Source organism: Pedobacter alluvionis (assembly GCF_003664035.1).
In the GTDB taxonomy this organism is placed as follows: domain Bacteria; phylum Bacteroidota; class Bacteroidia; order Sphingobacteriales; family Sphingobacteriaceae; genus Pedobacter; species Pedobacter alluvionis.
This window is the reverse complement of sequence record NZ_RCCK01000018.1, coordinates 18,547-37,132: the sequence shown is the minus strand read 5'-3', so window position 1 is coordinate 37,132 and position 18,586 is coordinate 18,547. Positions and strand designations below refer to the sequence as shown.

The following is an 18,586-nucleotide window of genomic DNA, read 5'->3' as shown; positions in this document are numbered from 1 at the left end:
GGAGGAATTGGCTCATATCGCGGGCAAAGAGTTTTTATCGGAGAGATTGAAGCAGGTAAGAGATGTTTTTATTTTCTGTTGTTTTACTGGTTTGGCTTATGTCGATGTCTTCAAACTGAAACAGGAGAATATCAGAAAGGGAATTGATGGCGACCGATGGATCTTTACCAATCGGCAGAAAACCAAAACAAGGTCATCGGTTCCGCTACTTTCAACAGCTGTTGAGATTGTCGACAGATACGCAACCAACAAAGTTTGCCTTAATAAAGGCTTTCTTCTTCCTGTTCCCAGCAACCAAAAGATGAACGAATACCTTAAAGAAATTGCTGACCTGTGCGGAATTGAGAAAAAACTCACCTCACACATTGCCCGCCATACCTTTGCGACGACGGTAACGCTTTTGAACGGTGTACCAATAGAGAGCGTTTCGAAAATGCTTGGACATACGAACATTAGGACTACCCAGCATTACGCGAAGATTTTGGATATCAAGGTAAGCGAAGACATGGCAATGCTAAAGAAAAAGTTAGCTATGATATAAATCAATAAATTTAATAATCACAGCTAACTGACAAATATTTAAAAATATTAGGCATTAATTTCTGTTTTGATTAGATTTGTAGGATGTTAAAGGAATTGAACAAAAGAGTAATCGTTGTGCACTGGAAAAGATTTGCCAGTACAGATATCGATGTGTTTTCAAGTCTGAAAGGATTTTGCGACAGCTACCCAACCTATAACTATCATACATTGAACAACTATCTTTCGAAAAAAAAGGTTCCATTCGAAAACGATGAAATCAAAATTGAAAGACATCCACTGATACAAAAGGTCAGAAGACCAGACCTTCCAAAGGTACTGTTCTGGGATTTCGATTTCGAAAAACTGGACTGGAACAGGAGTTACAAAACCGTTATCGAACGGGTGCTTGATAAAGGCAATACAATGGATTGGGAAGAGATGATCAGGTTTTATGGTAGAGAAAACGTAATCCGAGCCCTCAAAGAAGACATCACCTATCTTTCTGATATGACCATGGAGGCCGTTTGCAAATATTTTCAGTTGAGCAAAGAAAAACTCAGATGTTACACAAAGAAACAGTTACACCAGGGACACTGGATCTAATCCAGACACTGATGCAAAGACCATCAGCTCAACTCCTTTTACCTTGTAGGAGGTACCGCATTATCCCTGAGGATCGGCCATAGGGAATCCATAGATATCGACCTTTTCAGCTCATCGGACTTTGATGGTGATGGACTCTACGTACACTTAAGGAACAATTATGGTGCAGATGTAAAACGCCACAAGGGCAACTATGTAAGTGGTAGCATTGGCGAGGTTGATTTTGATTTTATCTCGCACAAGTATCCATCTATCAGACCAATAGAAACCATTGAAGGAATAAGGATGATGTCCAATCAGGATATATCGGCCATGAAGATCAATGCAATTGTGAATAGCGGACAACGGATCAAGGATTTTATCGATATGCATTACCTGTTAATGGAAATGCCATTAGATGAAATATTGGATTACTACTGCCAGAAATATCCAAATGTCGATCCCAGCACAGCAAAGTCATCCCTAATGCACTATAACGATATCGACTTTAATGTTCCCGTAAAACTTATGGACACAAAGCTAAAATGGCAGGATGTGCAGAAAAGTATTTCAAAGGCGGTACGTGAATATACCCGTGTATTAGAAAGCAGGGAATTATACCGTAAGTGTCTTTCGTTCAATATTCTTCAGGTAGCTACTTCTGACTTTACCAATTTCTAAGCAACGAGGCATTTCAGGAATTAATGAATAGCAGGTTTTAAAATAAAATGCCTAGTCTTAAAGCATTCTATTGAAATTTTAGCTCGAAATCTCTCCAATAATTATAATATTTAGGCTGCAAGATGGCTGAAGATTTCTAACCAAAAAGCGTTCGATTTCAAATTTCTAAGTTTGCGAAATTAATATCAACTCCAGTTTAGGAGTTCTATTATATTCCCGTCCGGGTCTGAGATGTAAATAAACCTAAATACACCGATATTATCAAAATGATGTTCGCTTAGCTCTCCAATTTTCGATGCTCCATTCTTTAATGCTATTGCTAAAACCCCCGCAATATCCTCTACCTTAAATGCGATATGTCCAAATCCTTTTTGATTAGCTAAGTGTCTTTCAGCATTAATCATTTCTGAATACTGATAGATTTCTAATGTCGGTCCATTATCCCCATAGCCAGGTAGCCGTAATTGTACCCCTTGTAAATTCGCGTTAAAGACGCCGGTGCCTTTTTCAAGCCACTCCCCTTGATAGTTTCGTATAGGTGGAACCGCTATGCAATTAAACACGATTTCATAGAAACGTGCAAGTTCCTTCCAATCCTTTGTTATAATGTTGGTATGCGCATACTTTATGTTCATGATGTAAATTTTGACTTGATTGTACGTAAAGGTATTAAAGGTAAGATTTTTTGCAATTTGTCCTTCTCTGGCGTGATAAATTTTTTTGTTCTTTAAGCCATTTAAAAGTATTGTTTTGCATTCAAATTTCCTGCAATAAACCAACAAGAAATATCAAGTTTATTGCCTGTTGTGTTCTCCTGAAATTGCCATTTATAATAAACTATTCTATATTACCATTAAAAGGTGCTAAATGTATATTTATATAATAGCAATTGCAACTAAAAAATACAGACAAAAAGGTGAGTGATTCGGTGAGTCGCTTTTTAAAAACCTTCCAAATAGCCTTTAAACGCTGAAAAACTGAATAAAGTTCACATCCTACACCAAGCACTGTTCTAAATCATCCTTCCATACAATAAAACCTTTCAGTTCCTCAGTATAATCATGTAATACACGGCTAAAATTAACAGGGGCTGATTCTAAAAATGCTGCACGCCCTTCGTTACGTATTTTCAGAAGATCATTATCAATCTCAAGGAGTGAGGCTTTAAGCGCTCCAATATCTTTCGGAATTTGCCAGATATAGGTTGCCTCGTCTGTATCCAAGGTTTCCATAATGATATGATATTGTTCGATTCCCCCGATAAGAAAAACAAATGCGAATGGACTAATGACAAATCTCAGTTTTAAGATATTGCCACAATGCTGTTCAGCGAGATATTGCAGATGCAGCTTATGCCTATAATTACCTTTGGACAGGACATCTTGAAGTAATTCTTCTCCAGAATCGTATAACGTATTGGGATCACTGGTATTTAATTGGGATATTTTATTGACCTTGCCTAACAGGTTTGATTTCATTAAAATATTCCTTTCGGCAAAGCGGAACCGAACACTATCTACAACTTCTCTGTTTAATTGCTGTAGGTCTTGAGAGGTTGCGGATTTGGCCACAATACCTCCATTTTCGATGATGATACAGATAGCTGCCTCTATCGATTTCGTTTTTAGAAACTTTTCAAAATATGGCTTCAATACTTCAAATTCGGGGCGGATGTGGATGTTTTCTATATCGAATGATACTTCATGTCCAACTTCACTGATAGGGATACGAAAACCAATGCTACCGTATAGAAAATCAAGCGATTCGATAGTTATTTTAATCTTCCGTTCTATCACCTGATCAGCTAAAATGCTTTTTACGTTATTTGTTTGTTCTACTGGCTCATCCTCTTCAATCGGGTCGTCAAATAATGTTCGGTGTTTGACCAACTTTTTGTAATAGACATTTCGTTTCAAAAACATGGCATTCAGATAGTCGATCTTGATATCACGGTAATCATAAATGATGGGGGTTAACTCAGAACGCTGTACCCGACCGATATACTGGATCAGTTTGCCTTCAAAAGAGAATGGATAGACCAGAAACAGACATTGGGCACTATGAAGATCGGAACCCTCACCAAAATATTGCCCAGTAGTAATCAATATCTGATAATTTCCTTCCTTTAGCGTTTTCCATTTGGCATTACGACTGGTTTCAGAATCATCACCGCTTAGAGTTACCGTTTCGTAAGATTGTTTTAGATGTTGTTGCAATGTTTCGATATGCTCTTTTCTCTCTGTGAGTATCACACTTCTTTTTCCTGCACCCATCTGAAATGCCAAATCTTTTAATATCAGCTTATTTCTGTCAGCATCATGGATCAGTATATTGGACAACGTTTCAAAACGATCTGTTTTGGGATTGTATGGCACATCAAGTCCTGTGTTCCTAATGATGATTTCTGGCTGTTTTGAAATCCCTAAATCAGCAGATTTCAGTTCGGAAATTATTTCGCCCAGATGGATAAAAATCAGTCTGTCATCACTATTCTTTCTGAAAGGCGTTGCAGTTAGCCCATATAGATAATAAGAATAGAAACGCGAGATGGCATCCTTAAAGGTTTCGGATGCAATATGATGGCATTCATCAACGATGATGGTTCCAAAAGCTCGAACCAACTTTACTGCATCAGGTTTTTGCAGTTCTTTCGCAAGACTTTGTACCATGGCAATCGTAACCTGTTTTCCAATTGTCGCTTTTCCCTGCCCTATCTTACCAATATCCTGTTTGGGGATCCCTAGAAATGCTTCTATCCTTTCAGCCCATTGATCGGCCAATTGTTTACGATGAACAACTATCAAAGCTGGCTGCCGTTTATCCGCAATAATTTTTAGTGCCACCACAGTTTTACCAGAACCAGGCGGTGCAACGATTACGCCAATACCCTTTTTAGCAGCAGCTTCTACTGCTGGAAGTTGATAGTCTTTCAGGGAGGCATTAAAAGAAAATCCTATTGCGGGCAGTAATTTACGATTGTCGTTTAGCTGATACGGGATATTATGCTGAATACAATGTGTAACCAACTTCCTGATAAAACCTTTAGGGATATTGGCACGTCCGTTTACTTCCTCAATGAACCTGAAATATCTCTTGGTACCAAACGTACTTCGTCCACTGTTCTTTTTAATGATGAAATCCGTATTGAAGAAGTTGAGCTCCTCTTTTAGAAAATGGGTTAATGCGGGACTTATCTCGTTGCTCTTTATTTCGATTGCATTTGAAAGGGAGATATTAAGCGTTCCAGATGCGGTGGCTTCTTCTACTTTTGAATTGGTTAATGAAAAAAATATTTTATCCAGTTGGATGGTAGAGATCCGCTTAATACTTTCGAGAAACTGCCACTGGTCTACGTACGCCAAAGTAGTGTCCTTATCAATAAAACAACTGTTTCAAGCTTCCATTGCTGTTTTATGAAAGGGCATGGCGATCAGATTTCCAAATCCCTTCCCCGAAAGCCTATCCTGATTTGGAAACAATCTGTCGAAGCTTGAATTTTTATCGAAGGCCGAAACCACACCTGATTTTTCAAGGAGCGCAAGGACAATACTTCGACTCTTAAAAGCGGTATAAGCCCTATCAAAAAAAATCCAAACATGACCGCCATTTCCAGAACGAGAGCGCTCCAAATAAGATGGAATTTTGTAGTCGGCACATAATTTGATGAAACTTCTGCAATCGTCCAACCAGCTATTCTTATCAAAATCTGCTGCAATTAGCCAAGAACTATTATCCTGTAATAGTGGATATAAACCAATCAGCTGCCTTCCTTCAAGGTGTCTCTGGACTTGATCATTCGTTAGTGGAAGATAAGTTACAGGTTCTGAACTTGGAGAACCAGAAGGTTTTTTATAAGTTCTATTGAAATAAGGATCATATAACTTTGCAGGCATATAGCCACTTTTGGCTCCCTTTGTCCAATGAATGGCAAAAATATCTTCACGACCTCGAAATAGAGATTGGTATAATAATATTCTGGCTTCTTGTGACGAGTGACTCAATCTTTTAAAAGTGTTTTTTTATTCAGTTTCTCTATTTAACTGGTCTTCGATTACCTTTCTTAATTCTTCTTTGTTGGGTAAATACAACTGGTATTTTTGTACAAATAATTGTGAAGACACATTATGCATAGCATATTGTATTACCAATTCGTCTTTTTCTTTTGCTAAAACAATTCCTATAGGCGGGTTATCACTTTCTGTATTTTCTTCATTTTCAAAATAACCCAAATACATATTCATTTGCCCTACATCCTGGTAATTGGCTTCTTCTCTTTTTAAGTCTATCAGGACAAAGCATTTTAATATACGGTGATAAAAAACCAAGTCTACATAGTGGTTTCGGTTGCCTAGTGTAATCCGATATTGTCTACCAATAAATGCAAAGCCTTTGCCTAGTTCTAATAAAAAACTTTGCAGATGAGTAATTAATCGTTGCTCTAAATCAGTTTCAGATAAGTGGTAAGGCTCGGCTATTTTAAGAAATTCAAATACATAAATGTCTTTTAAGATATCAGTTGGCTGTGCTACTATTTGTCCTTGATGTGCTAGTTTTAAAATGCCTTCTTTATCTTTTGATGATGCCAAACGAAGGTATAATGAGCTGTTTTTTTGACGAATCAACTCGGTTGTACTCCAGTTCTCTAATATGGCTTGTTGCTGGTAAAAACTACGTTCTAATGGGTCGTTTATTTTTACTAGTTCGCAAAGGTGTGTCCAAGTCAATTTGTGAGGAAGCTCCTCACAAATTGGAAAGCACACATAAACCAACCGCATATAATTAAGGTTGCTACGACTAAAACCTTTTCCATGTAGCTTATTAAGATCTTTTGATAAATTTTCTAATAAGGCCTTGCCGTAGGTGGCCTTAGCTTTACCACCTTGCTCAAACTCTACTATGTGTTGCCCTATTTGCCAATAAGTAGTTAACAACTGGTTATTTACAGCCCTTAACGCTACTACCTTGCCATTGGTATAGGTAGTAGAAATGGTTGCTATTAAGCTACTATATGCCGTATGTATGGTTTCCATTATAAATATATTAACTTCCGTTATGCCGCAGCGTTTTAAATTTGTATAGCGTTGTTCGCTCATGGTTTCAAGAAGCTCTACAGAAACGACAGGCATTAAAATCGAGAAGGTTTTGATGTGGTAGCATTGAACCAGCATTATATACACCCTATTACAATTTCATCTAGACAAAGGTAGTAGATTTGAAATAAAAATACTATTCGATTTTATTGGCGTAACTCTCCTATTTTAGTTATATTCGTATCACAGCAATTGCAACTAAAAAATACAAACAAAAAGGTGAGTGATTCGGTGAGTCGCTTTCTAAAAACCTTCCAGATAGACCTTAAACGCTGAAAATTGAACCAAGTTCACATCCCAGCGGGATCACGAAAAGCCTCACATTTGTTGGGCTTTTTGCATTTATGCTAATGGTAATGTAAAACACAATTTACCCTACTCACTGATACCAGAAAATCTAGTAATTAGGCAGGTACATTTTTAGCCGTAAGTAAGGTGTTGAGGCGTAAAATTCCATTTTTAATATCATTTGCAAGACCTGCTGCCTGGTCTAAATTGACATCAGCATTTACTCCTGCCTTAGCTTGGTTAATATGTGTATTAAATGTGGTAACATCAGCCCGGACTAATGCACTAACGGTGCTATCTAATTGATTTTCATCCGGTGTTAGAGGGTCGTAAATACCAGAAAACCATCCTTTAATATTATTTGTATATACCCCATGTCGGGTGTTGTAATAATCTCTGAGTTGATCTATGTAATCTTTTAATTTATCCGCTTCCTGCGTGGGTGTTTGTCCGGTTGCAGCTAATGATAATCTATGAGCTGTTAACCCTGCACCACGATTTCGAATATTATATTGTACGCCAAAGTTATGGGCTATATCCATTACCTCATGTAGGGTATGGTAGGCATATTCACTGGTATGGTCATAATCCTTCCTCCAAAATGCAAAAATAGCCCAGGCCAAGGCCGTTTTTTCGGCTGTACTGCCTCCTACCCATTCCGCAAGATTAATCATCCGCATTGCTGTAAATGATTGTCCCGCCCAAATAGGCACGTTTTCTGCCCTTGTCAACAGTGTACCTGCCTCTGTCTCATTTCTGGTAGCGTGCGAACTATGTCGCCCTGGCGCAATAATACCATCCATTTTTCCACGATTAGCAGTGGCTGCTGTACGTGCTCCTGTAGCATCTATTGCAGTAGTTTTACGAGATACAGCGCTTGATGACTAAAAAAGAAATAGTGAAAGAGTTTCATCAGGTATCTGTAGTACTATGTTTTAATCAAAAGCTCCATCACTTAGTTTCTCATCATCTATGTTATCACTTTGCTCCATCCGTGAAATATTTTGGTGTGAGGTTCCTGGGGCTTTTGAATACGTACTTTGCTTAATGCCTTTCAATAATCTTAGCTTGACATTTTTTTTCCTATTGTGGGCATTTCGGCAAAAATGGCCGCCCGTTCCGCGTTTAAGATGTTATCCCATTTCGTTTTCACCGAAATACACAGTAATCATCTCTACCCTTTATCCCAGCCAACAACTTCAAATCTTCTGATAAATGGTTCGAGTTTTGTCTCATAGGGATCACACCAAAGACTATCAAAATGTGTAAACCCCTGCAATCGCACGATTAGCAGGTCTTTTTGCTTTTACGGGTTATACCAAAATATACACGAAATCGCATATAAAAAGTGAGTGATTCGGTGAGTAGTTTTACAGAGTGGCATACTCACTGGGAACAACGTAAATTATTGACTTACATAAAGTTAAATAATTGAACGACTTAATACGATTAGACTGCAAGGCTAACTTTGTTAACTTTAAATCAGTCGATTATGAAAACTAATTTCAGTCTGCTCTTCTACTTAAAGAAACCAAAAAACTATCTTAAAGGTGCTGTTCCAGTTTATCTAAAGATTACCGTTGACGGAAAACCTGTGGAAATGTCCACCAGTAGAAAATGTGAACCGGAATTTTGGAATACCAAAGCGGGTCACATGATCGGCACAAAAGAAGATGCCAAAACATTAAATTTTCTGGCGGGACGGGGTCAATATATTCTGGTTTGTCCACTTTATGTCTAAATACCATCTCTTCAGCCATTCGTTACTAGTTGAAAACGGTAAGGTAATCGGTTTTGCATTAGCTATTATATGGTTAAGACTATGCTGAGATCGTGCAGTCAAACCAAATGATAATGCAATAAGAATAACAAAAATTTTCATTATGAAATAAAATTAGTATTTGAAGTATCCCCAAAAACTTGTGCCCAACTTACTCATAACACTATACGCATCGTTTATATGTTTGAATTAAAAATACGATATTGGTATAAATAAAGAATTAACATGCAACTACTGCCCTCTCAATTGAATGAGCTTTTTGACCTGATCATCAGTTCAAAGCATTTTTCGCCAACTCAATTTTCTAAATCTTCTACAGGAGATCAATTTCAGTTCATAGGTACAGGATATAGGCACCATTGTAAGCATCATTATTCAATTTGGTGTAAGCAAAGAAAACGCGCTACTACTTTATGAACTGGTCAAAAGAACATTCAGAGGTTTATTTCTATGATAACCTTTAATTATTTTTCGATGAGACCGACTAAATAAAAGCCAACCTTAGCCGCTCTATATTTTAAGTCGACAATATTTTCGTACATCTGATTAAAATTTTCCCTTATCATGCAAAAACTAACCGATTACAGCGATCATCATCAAAGTTCTGTGAATTATGGCACAACGAATGCTCAAACTTTAGAGGACATTACCCGGGTGATAGCAGAGGCATATCGTCAAAAACGACCGCTTCGCATTCGCGGCAATGGGCATTCTATGAACAGTTCGTCTTTACCCAAGGATGGCGAGTTACTGTTACTGACCACTTCTATCAGGCATTTTCGTTTTGAAAAACCAGGCACTATTACGGTAGGAGCCGGTGCAGCGATATGGAACGTAAACCTAACACTCAGGAAATATGGTTATGAGCTATTGGTTTACAACGATGGTACAGCACCGGCTTCTACAGTGGGCGGCTATCTGTCAGCAGGCGGTATTGGCGCTACAAGTCAGCGTTACGGAGGTTTTTGGGAAACAGTCGAGCACGTAATACTGGTTAACGGTTGTGGAGAGGCTGTACGCAGCGCTTTTGGTGATGGTGTATTTGAATGGCTTTTTGGCTCAATGGGCCAATTGGGTTACATTTATGAAGTATGCCTGAAGATAAGGCCAATCAAAGGCATTGAAAAATATCCGCAGAACATTACTGGTGAAATATCCTCAAACGATCATCACTGGAATAAACTGGCCTGGTATAACCTGTTCACCACGCCTGAGCATGCAGAAGAAGCCATTCGGGGATTGAAAACGATCAGCCATGTACACAAACGTACGTGGGTAAATTTGCCCTTATACAGGTATGATATCGCTTTCAAAAAGTTTAATCCGCCGCTTATTTACCCGCGGCAAGAAAGCCTGGTGGCGCTCGGGATATGGGGAGAGCCATGGCATGACAAAGGTTTTGATATCGGGCTGTTGCGTTTGCTCGAAGCTGATTTTGCCGAATTTATTATTGAAAAACCATATTTCCGCCGCTATGTGCAGACTGAGTTTACATTTGAAGATTTTGATTATACAGGATACTTTGGTAGCGATGTCGTATCAGGTTTCAAAAAGGTAAAACATCAACTCGATCCGCAGGGAATTTTCACAAACCTTATACGGTAAAAGGTATGAGCCAAGCTACTGAAAGTGATTTCAGCAAGCACATTAGATTGCAAATCAATAACTTAATACCACGTATGCTGAACCGAGAGATAAGCCTTTGCCAGCAGGGGGCGACCCGGATCATAGGTTATTTTTAAATGATGTAAGTATTGCCAGATGGTACTTACCGCGTGGCGTTCCATCAGGGCCATAGCCCGAACAAGCTCCTCCGGCAGTTCCTTAAATAGTTGCCCCGTGGCAGTATAAGCACCAAATTCTTTCAAAGCAACACTCTTTGCAGCATCTATCAAATCGCGTTCTGCAAACTTATCTATCATTTTCGTCCAGGCGGACTGTTTCTCAACTGCCGAAAAATTGGGGTTTACATAACATTCCAGGCCGATCTTTGCACCGACACCTTCACTCAAATCAATACTGAAGGCAACGTTGTGCACTAGCGGCTGAAGAAATATCAATATCTCTTTGAGCTCTTCGACGGAACCGGGGTATGGTATCTTTTTGAGGAAAGTTAAAATTGCATCAAGCGAAATTTCGTGAATACATAAGCGGATACCATGAACAGGGCGTGAACGCATGGCTCCAATCTGAAATATCCGTGCCCGATCGGGTAATAAAGCAACCAATTGCAATACCAATGAGCTGAGTTGTGCTGTGCTTTCGTTGCCGGTAAGCGCGCTCAAAGAATAATTAAGAATAATTTCGAGTTCGGCTAAACTATTGTATAATGGCCTAAAAAAAAGACTTGGTACCAGGGGTGCTTCCCCTTGTATATCAAACTCAAGCCAGAAATCATCTATCAATTGTTTACCGGCCCAAAAATCGGCTAACTTGCCAACATCGTTCCAAACAGCGCTTCGTCCGAAATTTTTCTCCGCCGATAACTTTAACAGAAACGGTCCATTATTTTTCTTTTGGAATGACACCAGGAAATCGGCCTCGGCTTCTTTGCTACTCAAGGGACATTCGAAACCAAAAGTACTTAACACTACAGAGCCTGGCAACAAATGCGCTGTTCCCAATATACCCTGAAATGATTTTTTCCCTATCAGATCTTGAGGTGTTTGCGTAACAAGTTCCCGCAAATAATCATCCAGCATCCGTTCATCGCGCATCAGCTTGTTATCTCTAAAAATCCGCCCTCAAACAACTTCCGGATAAAATTTATCCTTACCAGCTCACTGTTCTCTTGCGGCAGGTCAGCGATCATAAATTCCTTTTGAGCCAGTATATATTCCAGCACACCGGACAACTCATATTGAACTAACAAATAGCTACCCGAATAATAAAATACCATCTCGCGCCGATTTTCTTCAACGCGGTACACCATGTCTGGCCGGATACGTATTCTGGTTATTAAGCTGAACTCAGGTACCGGCACCGTATTGCCAGGCACGGGATTCCTGGAAACAACGAAACGACGAGCCATTTCATTAACTGAATCTCGCATGATCTCTGGTGTGAGGTGTTTCTCAAGATCCGCTTTAACCTCAGCAATCCGGTTGTTGAAGTACGGTGTGTTAAAATTTCTATTGCTAATGTCAGGCGGTAGCGCCTCACGTAGTGCATTGCTTTCTTTTAAAGTTTCGAGCAGCGCCTGTACCACCACCTCATACCAGGTAACTACGGTAACAGCTACGGTAAGATGCAGCGATTCTTCATCTTCCGAATATACCTGGTGCACATGCCCACGGGGTACATACAGCAGGTCACCGGCCTGCATCTTAACAGACCACTCTTCATCCGGTATCGGGAGCGGGCGCACTTTTTTGCTGCCAGGTATGTCTTTTTTCAACCACCCTGCCCTGCCGCGGTGAAGTACCTCGACAGGCGACTCTTCGGCCAGTGAAAATAATTTCCAGATCTTGCTGCCGCTTATTTGGACAATAAACACATCGTGGTCGTCATAATGCGCGCCAAATGCGCGTGAACCGGGAGGCGTAAGGTAAAGGTTAATGTTGATATCCGTTTGAAGATTGGCTTCGAAATGCTGTTGCAATTTGCGTATGCTTAGGCAATGACTTGCGATGTTTCCAAGCCTGATAGTGCTTCCTTTTTCAAAGCTTTCAAACACATTTTCGGCGGTCCAGTAACTTGGTGCTTTGTGACCTACACCTTTTTCCGGATTGACAATCTTCCCCCCGATCAGGGAAATAACGAAATCGGTCTTTCCTCCATTCGTTTTGATGAGGGTATCGATTTCTTGCCGCGATATCAGGCTGGCGAAATATTCAGTGTTTTGCCCTTGTACATAGTAGCTTTTTTTTTGCCAATATTGCTCAATGAAGCCTTGCCAGGAGATTTCTCCAAAAAGTTGATTGATATCACACTGATTATTCATAGGCCAAAACGCTTGGAAGTTGATCAGGGAAACCAATTCTTAATAAACTATAGGCGATGCCTGTTGCGCCAACGAAAAGGCCGGGCGAAAACACTTTGATCGGCGCGTCTATAAAAAGCCGGAAACCATCATTTTCATAGAAGCGGTTCACAATATAAGCCGCTTCTCTTTTAATACGCTCGATCGATGCTTCGTCTTTAATAAACCGGGCATATTCTAACCCGATATCCAGCCGCCCAAAGTTGCCGCAACAGATATGATCCAGGTGTTCCAGTGAAAATGTGCTTGTAACCTGCATATTTTTTTCAATCTGGGGTTTCAGACTTTCGTCATGGGTTATTTGGTAAGCTATTAACCGCGTCAGGCCGATACCAGGTGCACCATGACACCAGGCCGTAATAAATTTATTTTCCGTAGGTGTACTTTGATAAGTAGGATAATTTGCAGCATCGGCATCATACATTTTTTCTTCAAAATCGATATGGGCCATTGCTGTCGCCCGGTAACGCTCATCTTTCGTTAAATCGAATGCTTTCAATAATGCAAGTGCAACACCCGATGCGCCATGTGACATGCCCGTAATAACTTTGTTGCCATAAGTTGGCACCAAGCCCTCGCCCTGCGCCGTGTCTCTACAGTTTTTCAACAAATGATCTGCGGTCATCGTTATTTTATGCATGACTTCAGCATCGCCTGTTACACGGAATAATTTGATCAGCCCAAGTAACAAGCCTGCCGAGCCAAAAATAATATCAAGCTTTTTATCAGCTTCAAGCACTTCGTTGTCTATGCGTGTCGCACATTTAAGTGCATAAACGGTTGCAGTTTTGCCGAACGCTGCATCCTGAAAAAAAACAGCAAGCGATGCAAAAGCATATATCAGAGAGCCAAGCCCTATGCCGCCACCTACGCCACTGTAGCGCACCAGTTCGTTCATTTCTTCATCAACAATACGCATGATCGGGGTCATGGCCGCTTTTGCCAAAAGATGATATTTTTCTTCGCCGGTGACTTTAAACAATGCACCAAAGAAGAAACCTATCCCGGCTGCACCGCTGTATAAATTATAAGAGATGGGTTTAAATTGAAAAATATCGGCCTCCTTCAGGTATTCAAGTGCTATCCACGCCATGGAGCCATCCGAAGACCTTAACGCTTCTTGTTCAAGTTCAGACGCTATGATTTTGGCAACCGAGATACAATCACTGGGAGCAATTGCAAGTATGTCACCAATATCCCGCTTTTTAGAGCCATTATTTAAGATCGCTGAACGTGTATCGTCATGGAAGCTTTTTGCAGCCCTGGCATAAAAAGCATAGCGAATATACCGCTCCTGCAGGGCCAGGTCATTTTCGTTCAGTGCTTTCGTTTTTTCTATAATGCGTTCAAAACACCGCATAGTAAAATAGTTTTTTACCAGTGTCTTGTTTTCGCCATCTTGTATATCAAGGCTGTCTGCTTTGAGTCTGAAATAAGGAATATCTGACCTGATCAAAGATTCATATTCCGATCTTAGCAGGTTCCACTGGCCGTAATTACCCAGGTCGGCCGCCAGGTATAGTCGCGCCATACTTTCGCATCCTATGCTCCAGTCCATACCATCCCGCAGAAATTCTGGTTCTGTCAGTTTCGCGATCATGTCTGAATATACCCTGGTAGGCTTACGCACGAAACGTACCACTACGTGTTCCCACTGCCGTATTAACTCGCCAAAACTTTCTTTATTCCGCATGATATAGGTGTACATATCGGAAAAGCCCTTCGTTATCTCGTCTATGTAATTTTCCGATGAGCCAGGGTCCTCCCCTTTAATAAAAGGCTGGTTGCCCATCTTCCTTACCGGCCTTTCTACCGGTTCCAACCTGATATCATCTGTACCCACATCAACCCAGCGCTGCATCTTTTCAATGCCTGCGCCTTCCTCACCGCCCAATCCGCTAATGTCTTTTTTTGCGCCTTCTTTACGAATATTCCAGCTCGGCAACATCCCGGTGCGCAATACCGAATAGTAAACTTTTTCGCTGGCCATTTGGGCCGCGTTGAGCACGCCGGTTTCTGCCATCTCCATTTCTTTGTAGGGGTTAAAAATGGTTTCCGTATCGATGAGATATGGAAAAGCACCGTCTGCAATAAGGTTTTCATAATGAAAGTCATAACCTTCCATTACGTACACAATCGCCATCAGGTAACCGGCCCTGATGTAAAACCTCCTTACGTCTTCTTCGGTATCGCAACCATTGTTTTCAATGAACTGCTGCCAGCCGTAATCGCCTTTATCGATCACCGACGCTACGTTAAGGCCGATAAGCTCTTCTTCAAGGTTAACCCAGTTTACTATGGCCTCAAGCACACACTCAGTGGACAAAGGTTTGGGTTTATATACCATTTTAACGCCGTTGTCAAATGTCAGGATTGCAGTCGTTTTTCCACCGTTATGCCTGTCGGACAAACCAAAGCTGATTTTGCTGATCTGTCCAAGCGACTGCCCATTATTAAATAACTGTTCCAAACCGGGACGGTCACCCCGGTACCGCTCCATGAAAAGATGCATGGAGGCAATCCAATTTTGGGCAACTTCGCACAGCTGTCGTGTAAGCACCGTATATTCAGAAAAAAAAGTGTCCCATCGGTTTACATATATCTCCCTGATGAAACTTCTGTATAATGATTTATTGTTTTCCGTTGCCGTTGCCTTGCGCAGCAAAGCCCCTAGCCCGCTTTCACGCCCGGCTTTAAATATATTGAATTCAAGTGCTGCAGCATTAGCCAAACAGCCCGTAAGCAGGCTCTTCAGGCAATTACAAGCACCATCAAGGGGGATCTCATCAGAATGTTCAAAAAATCTCTCCACCTGCCGCAATGCATACAGGTAAAAAGGTAAAGCAATAGGAAAGAAAGCATGTTTATCATGCTCCGGTCTAAAAATTTCGATAGGCTGCAATTGTTTGGCCAATTTGCTTACCTCATCGAAAAAAACAAGCCAGGCCGGGTCTTCTGACTCCGGCCAGACAAGGTTTTCGGTATTTAATACAGCATAAGCTTCCCATTCGGCAATACCATCCTGGCTCAGCCTTTTTTTAAATTTTGCTTCATCACCCAGGGCGGATACCTGCTGCCAACGATCAATGCGGTCCTTTTCCAAAGAATCGGTCATTAACGCATCGTCTGTATTTTTTAGTAAGATAAGCCGCTCGTACAAATTCAGAGCCTTGATTGCGGTATCTGTGTGATATAATTGTTCGTTCATTAAAAATAGCTGGTAATCGCGGACTGATAAAAAATGGCAAAAACTAGTACTACTCCACTTTTTTTAACGCGACAATTAATCAAATTCGCTGAAAAGAGAGGCTATGTGCTACTTAAACCGGGAAAAAAGAAATTATTCTTCAGTTGGGCCAGGCTGGCAAGTGGTATCGTTGTTGCCGCACTGAGTACATTCAGCAGCACACTCAGCCGCTGACGACCAACCGCTGCAATCTGCTGCGCTACCGATATCGGAACCCATTTGCTCTGATCCGCTTGCTGCCGGTAATACCATGTTGAAGGAAGTTGCAGTGTCCTCATAAACGTTAACAGAAACATTGGCAGGCAACGTAATACCTAACGTCTGTTCAATTGCTGATTTTGGGTCTGCGATAAGGCTTGCGCGGAAAGTACTGTCTTTCATCGCTTTTTTGATAATTTGCGCTTCTGCTGAAGCACGGTCTAGTGAATCCATTATTTCGAAAGTTTTAATTTTACTTGAAAGTAAAAATTTATTGGATCAATACCAAATAAATCTATTTGATTAACATCAAACTGGATGAAAATAAAACAGGACAAGTAAACACTAAGATTGCAATTGGAAACAATTAAGCTGGATCTGCACAATTCGGTGGCGAATATTGCTTTTGGTGATTAAACACTATGCCTTTATATTATATTTATCCCATCATAAAGCCTTTATCGTGAAAAAAACCCTTACACTCTTATCAATCTTTATTAAATTTACCTTTGGCTTAGCTGCACAAACCATCATAACACCACCCCTGGAAAGCTACCTGGGCATTTACAGTAGCAAAAAATCGTCACTCAGAATAACCATCAGCAAAAATGATACGACATTAATAGCCCAGGCAAATGGACAGAATGCATTTCCACTGGAGGCCCATGCCAAAGATCAATTCATGTATTATAAGGCTGGTATCGAGTTGTTATTTAATACTTCCAAAGGTGAAATGACAGTGAACCAGGACGGTGACATATCTTTGTTTATCAGGGATAACTTTACACCTGTGATGGGAATTGCACAAAACCCCACAATCTATCAGCCTGAAGACATGCAGGCAGATCTCAATAAATTTAAAAGTGCGCTTATCAAAACACATCCGGGACTTTATACAAATCAATCACCAGAGAAATTTGAGGAGACGGTAGACAAATTAATGTTGGAAACTTCCAAACCTTTGCTGGCAACAGATTTTTACAAAATTGTACTTAAAATGATTGCTACTATTCATGATGACCATACAAGTGTAAAGGCTTTTAACCATCTGGGCGATATTATAGCTAATCAAAAATGGCTACCCTTTCAAATTTACGTTAAAGATGAGCGGATTTTCATAGTAAACAACCTGAGTAATCTGCAAATTCCAGAAGGGTCTGAAATCCTAGCAATAGATGATCATTTAAGTAATGAGATTTTATCTGAAATTTTGGAACATTTTTCTTCCGATGGTATAAGTGAATCTCCTACACTACATAAATTAGGAGTTTCCTACTTTACCCTATTTGGTAAAATATATCCGCAGATCTTTGGAGAAAAATCATCTTACAATATTTCCTACCGGGATTATAAGTCTAATAAAATTTTAACCGCACAAGTGGAACCACTCTCTGAACAAAATTACATAGCACTGAAAGAAAAACGTTATCCATTAACGATCCCATCGGCAGATGCTTTTAATTTTACCCTCAATAAGCAAAGAAACCACGCTATTATAAAGATCAATCGATTTTTCAAAGACAGTTTCCATGAACCTGAAAATACATTCCCTGATTATTATAAAAAATGTTTCAAAGAAATTTCTGCTAACAAAATTAAAAACTTAATTATCGATTTAAGAGATAATAGTGGTGGTAAGGCAGGGAATGCCGCTTATTTACTTCAATACTTTATTGATAAGCCGATAATTCCAGCTAAAGAAAAAATTACACTGGGAAATGATGAATACTTTTTGAAAACAACAGGGGTTAAACTTAGATTAAATGAAGACTATGGCCTGGCCAGGCAAATGAATGGAACTTTTAAGGTGACTAAATACGATGCCTTACGTGAATTGGAGAAATTTGATCCAATAGAAGAATATCATTTTAACGGAAAGTTAGTGGTGCTGATTAATGGCGGAGTGGTTTCTGCTGGTGGTACAGCCGCAGGACTTTTCAAAGAGTACACGAATGCTATTTTGGTCGGACGTGAAACGTCCGGATATGCCGGAACTGGTAATGGCGTCCAAAAAATATCAATATTGGGTGGCCATACTGAAACTGCCATTACAATACCGCTTTTACATGGCGTATATGCAATAAACCCAATTATACAGAAAAGAGGAGCCATTCCTGATTATGAAATATCAAATTCTGTTCAGGACGTATTAGAAAACAGGGATGCAGCCATGGAATTTGTATTTAAAAACTTATTTAAGATAAAAACTAAATAAA

Annotated in this window: 14 protein-coding genes and 1 pseudogene; 6 read left to right on the top strand and 9 right to left on the bottom strand. The window is 40.0% G+C overall.

Translation table 11 applies throughout. The annotated features are described in order from the left end of the window. The first annotated feature begins 7 nt into the window (after positions 1 to 7). From BCL90_RS26160 to BCL90_RS25280, 3 genes and pseudogenes are all read left to right on the top strand, one after another. A complete protein-coding gene (locus BCL90_RS26160; protein ID WP_317126845.1) occupies positions 8 to 541 on the top strand; it encodes a site-specific integrase in 534 nt (177 codons plus the stop codon). A gap of 83 nt (positions 542 to 624) precedes the next feature. Next, positions 625 to 1,125, top strand: coding sequence for a DUF6922 domain-containing protein (locus BCL90_RS25285; protein ID WP_121288091.1), 501 nt, complete (start codon positions 625 to 627; stop codon positions 1,123 to 1,125). A 42-nt stretch (positions 1,126 to 1,167) separates the two neighbouring features. Beyond that, positions 1,168 to 1,785 (top strand): annotated as a pseudogene (locus BCL90_RS25280) (nucleotidyl transferase AbiEii/AbiGii toxin family protein); the annotation flags it as partial. Between the two features lie 185 nt (positions 1,786 to 1,970). Here BCL90_RS25280 and BCL90_RS25275 read toward each other — a convergent pair. From BCL90_RS25275 to BCL90_RS25260, 5 genes are all read right to left on the bottom strand, one after another. Next, positions 1,971 to 2,420, bottom strand: coding sequence for a VOC family protein (locus BCL90_RS25275; protein ID WP_227256292.1), 450 nt, complete (start codon positions 2,418 to 2,420; stop codon positions 1,971 to 1,973). 360 nt (positions 2,421 to 2,780) lie between these two features. Continuing rightward, positions 2,781 to 5,147 carry a DEAD/DEAH box helicase gene (locus tag BCL90_RS25270; RefSeq protein WP_208529877.1) on the bottom strand — a complete coding sequence of 789 codons (2,367 nt, stop codon included), beginning with the start codon at positions 5,145 to 5,147 and terminating at the stop codon, positions 2,781 to 2,783. A gap of 30 nt (positions 5,148 to 5,177) precedes the next feature. After that, positions 5,178 to 5,786 (bottom strand): TOTE conflict system archaeo-eukaryotic primase domain-containing protein, encoded by a 609-nt coding sequence (locus tag BCL90_RS25975; protein WP_394341726.1) that lies wholly within the window; start codon positions 5,784 to 5,786, stop codon positions 5,178 to 5,180. Between the two features lie 18 nt (positions 5,787 to 5,804). After that, a complete protein-coding gene (locus BCL90_RS25265; RefSeq protein ID WP_208529875.1) occupies positions 5,805 to 6,911 on the bottom strand; it encodes a PDDEXK nuclease domain-containing protein in 1,107 nt (368 codons plus the stop codon). Between the two features lie 368 nt (positions 6,912 to 7,279). Further along, a complete protein-coding gene (locus BCL90_RS25260) occupies positions 7,280 to 7,966 on the bottom strand; it encodes a hypothetical protein (RefSeq protein WP_121288088.1) in 687 nt (228 codons plus the stop codon). A 689-nt stretch (positions 7,967 to 8,655) separates the two neighbouring features. Between BCL90_RS25260 and BCL90_RS25255 the strand changes: the two genes are divergently transcribed. Further along, positions 8,656 to 8,904: an Arm DNA-binding domain-containing protein gene (locus tag BCL90_RS25255; RefSeq protein ID WP_121288087.1), complete on the top strand. Its 249-nt coding sequence runs from the start codon at positions 8,656 to 8,658 to the stop codon at positions 8,902 to 8,904. A 603-nt stretch (positions 8,905 to 9,507) separates the two neighbouring features. Next, positions 9,508 to 10,548: an FAD-binding oxidoreductase gene (locus tag BCL90_RS25250; protein WP_121288086.1), complete on the top strand. Its 1,041-nt coding sequence runs from the start codon at positions 9,508 to 9,510 to the stop codon at positions 10,546 to 10,548. Positions 10,549 to 10,610: 62 nt separating this feature from the next. Here BCL90_RS25250 and BCL90_RS25245 read toward each other — a convergent pair whose 3' ends face one another. The 4 genes from BCL90_RS25245 to BCL90_RS25230 all read right to left on the bottom strand — a co-directional run bounded on the left by BCL90_RS25245 (position 10,611) and on the right by BCL90_RS25230 (position 16,604). Then, on the bottom strand, positions 10,611 to 11,660 hold the full coding sequence (locus tag BCL90_RS25245; protein WP_121288085.1) for a hypothetical protein: 1,050 nt from the start codon (positions 11,658 to 11,660) through the stop codon (positions 10,611 to 10,613). After that, positions 11,660 to 12,886, bottom strand: a complete 1,227-nt coding sequence (locus BCL90_RS25240) for a JmjC domain-containing protein (protein WP_121288084.1) — start codon at positions 12,884 to 12,886, stop codon at positions 11,660 to 11,662. Before BCL90_RS25240 ends, BCL90_RS25245 begins: the two co-directional genes overlap by 1 nt. After that, entirely contained in the window at positions 12,879 to 16,133 is a 3,255-nt protein-coding gene (locus tag BCL90_RS25235) for a type 2 lanthipeptide synthetase LanM family protein (RefSeq protein ID WP_121288083.1), read from the bottom strand. The genes BCL90_RS25240 and BCL90_RS25235 overlap by 8 nt, the downstream gene beginning before the upstream one ends. 132 nt (positions 16,134 to 16,265) lie before the next feature. Then, positions 16,266 to 16,604, bottom strand: a complete 339-nt coding sequence (locus BCL90_RS25230) for an NHLP leader peptide family RiPP precursor (protein ID WP_121288082.1) — start codon at positions 16,602 to 16,604, stop codon at positions 16,266 to 16,268. A gap of 559 nt (positions 16,605 to 17,163) precedes the next feature. Between BCL90_RS25230 and BCL90_RS25225 the strand changes: the two genes are divergently transcribed. Continuing rightward, the gene (locus BCL90_RS25225) at positions 17,164 to 18,585 is read left to right on the top strand and encodes a S41 family peptidase (RefSeq protein WP_208647491.1); all 1,422 of its coding nucleotides are present in this window, start codon (positions 17,164 to 17,166) and stop codon (positions 18,583 to 18,585) included. Position 18,586 lies beyond the last annotated feature (1 nt).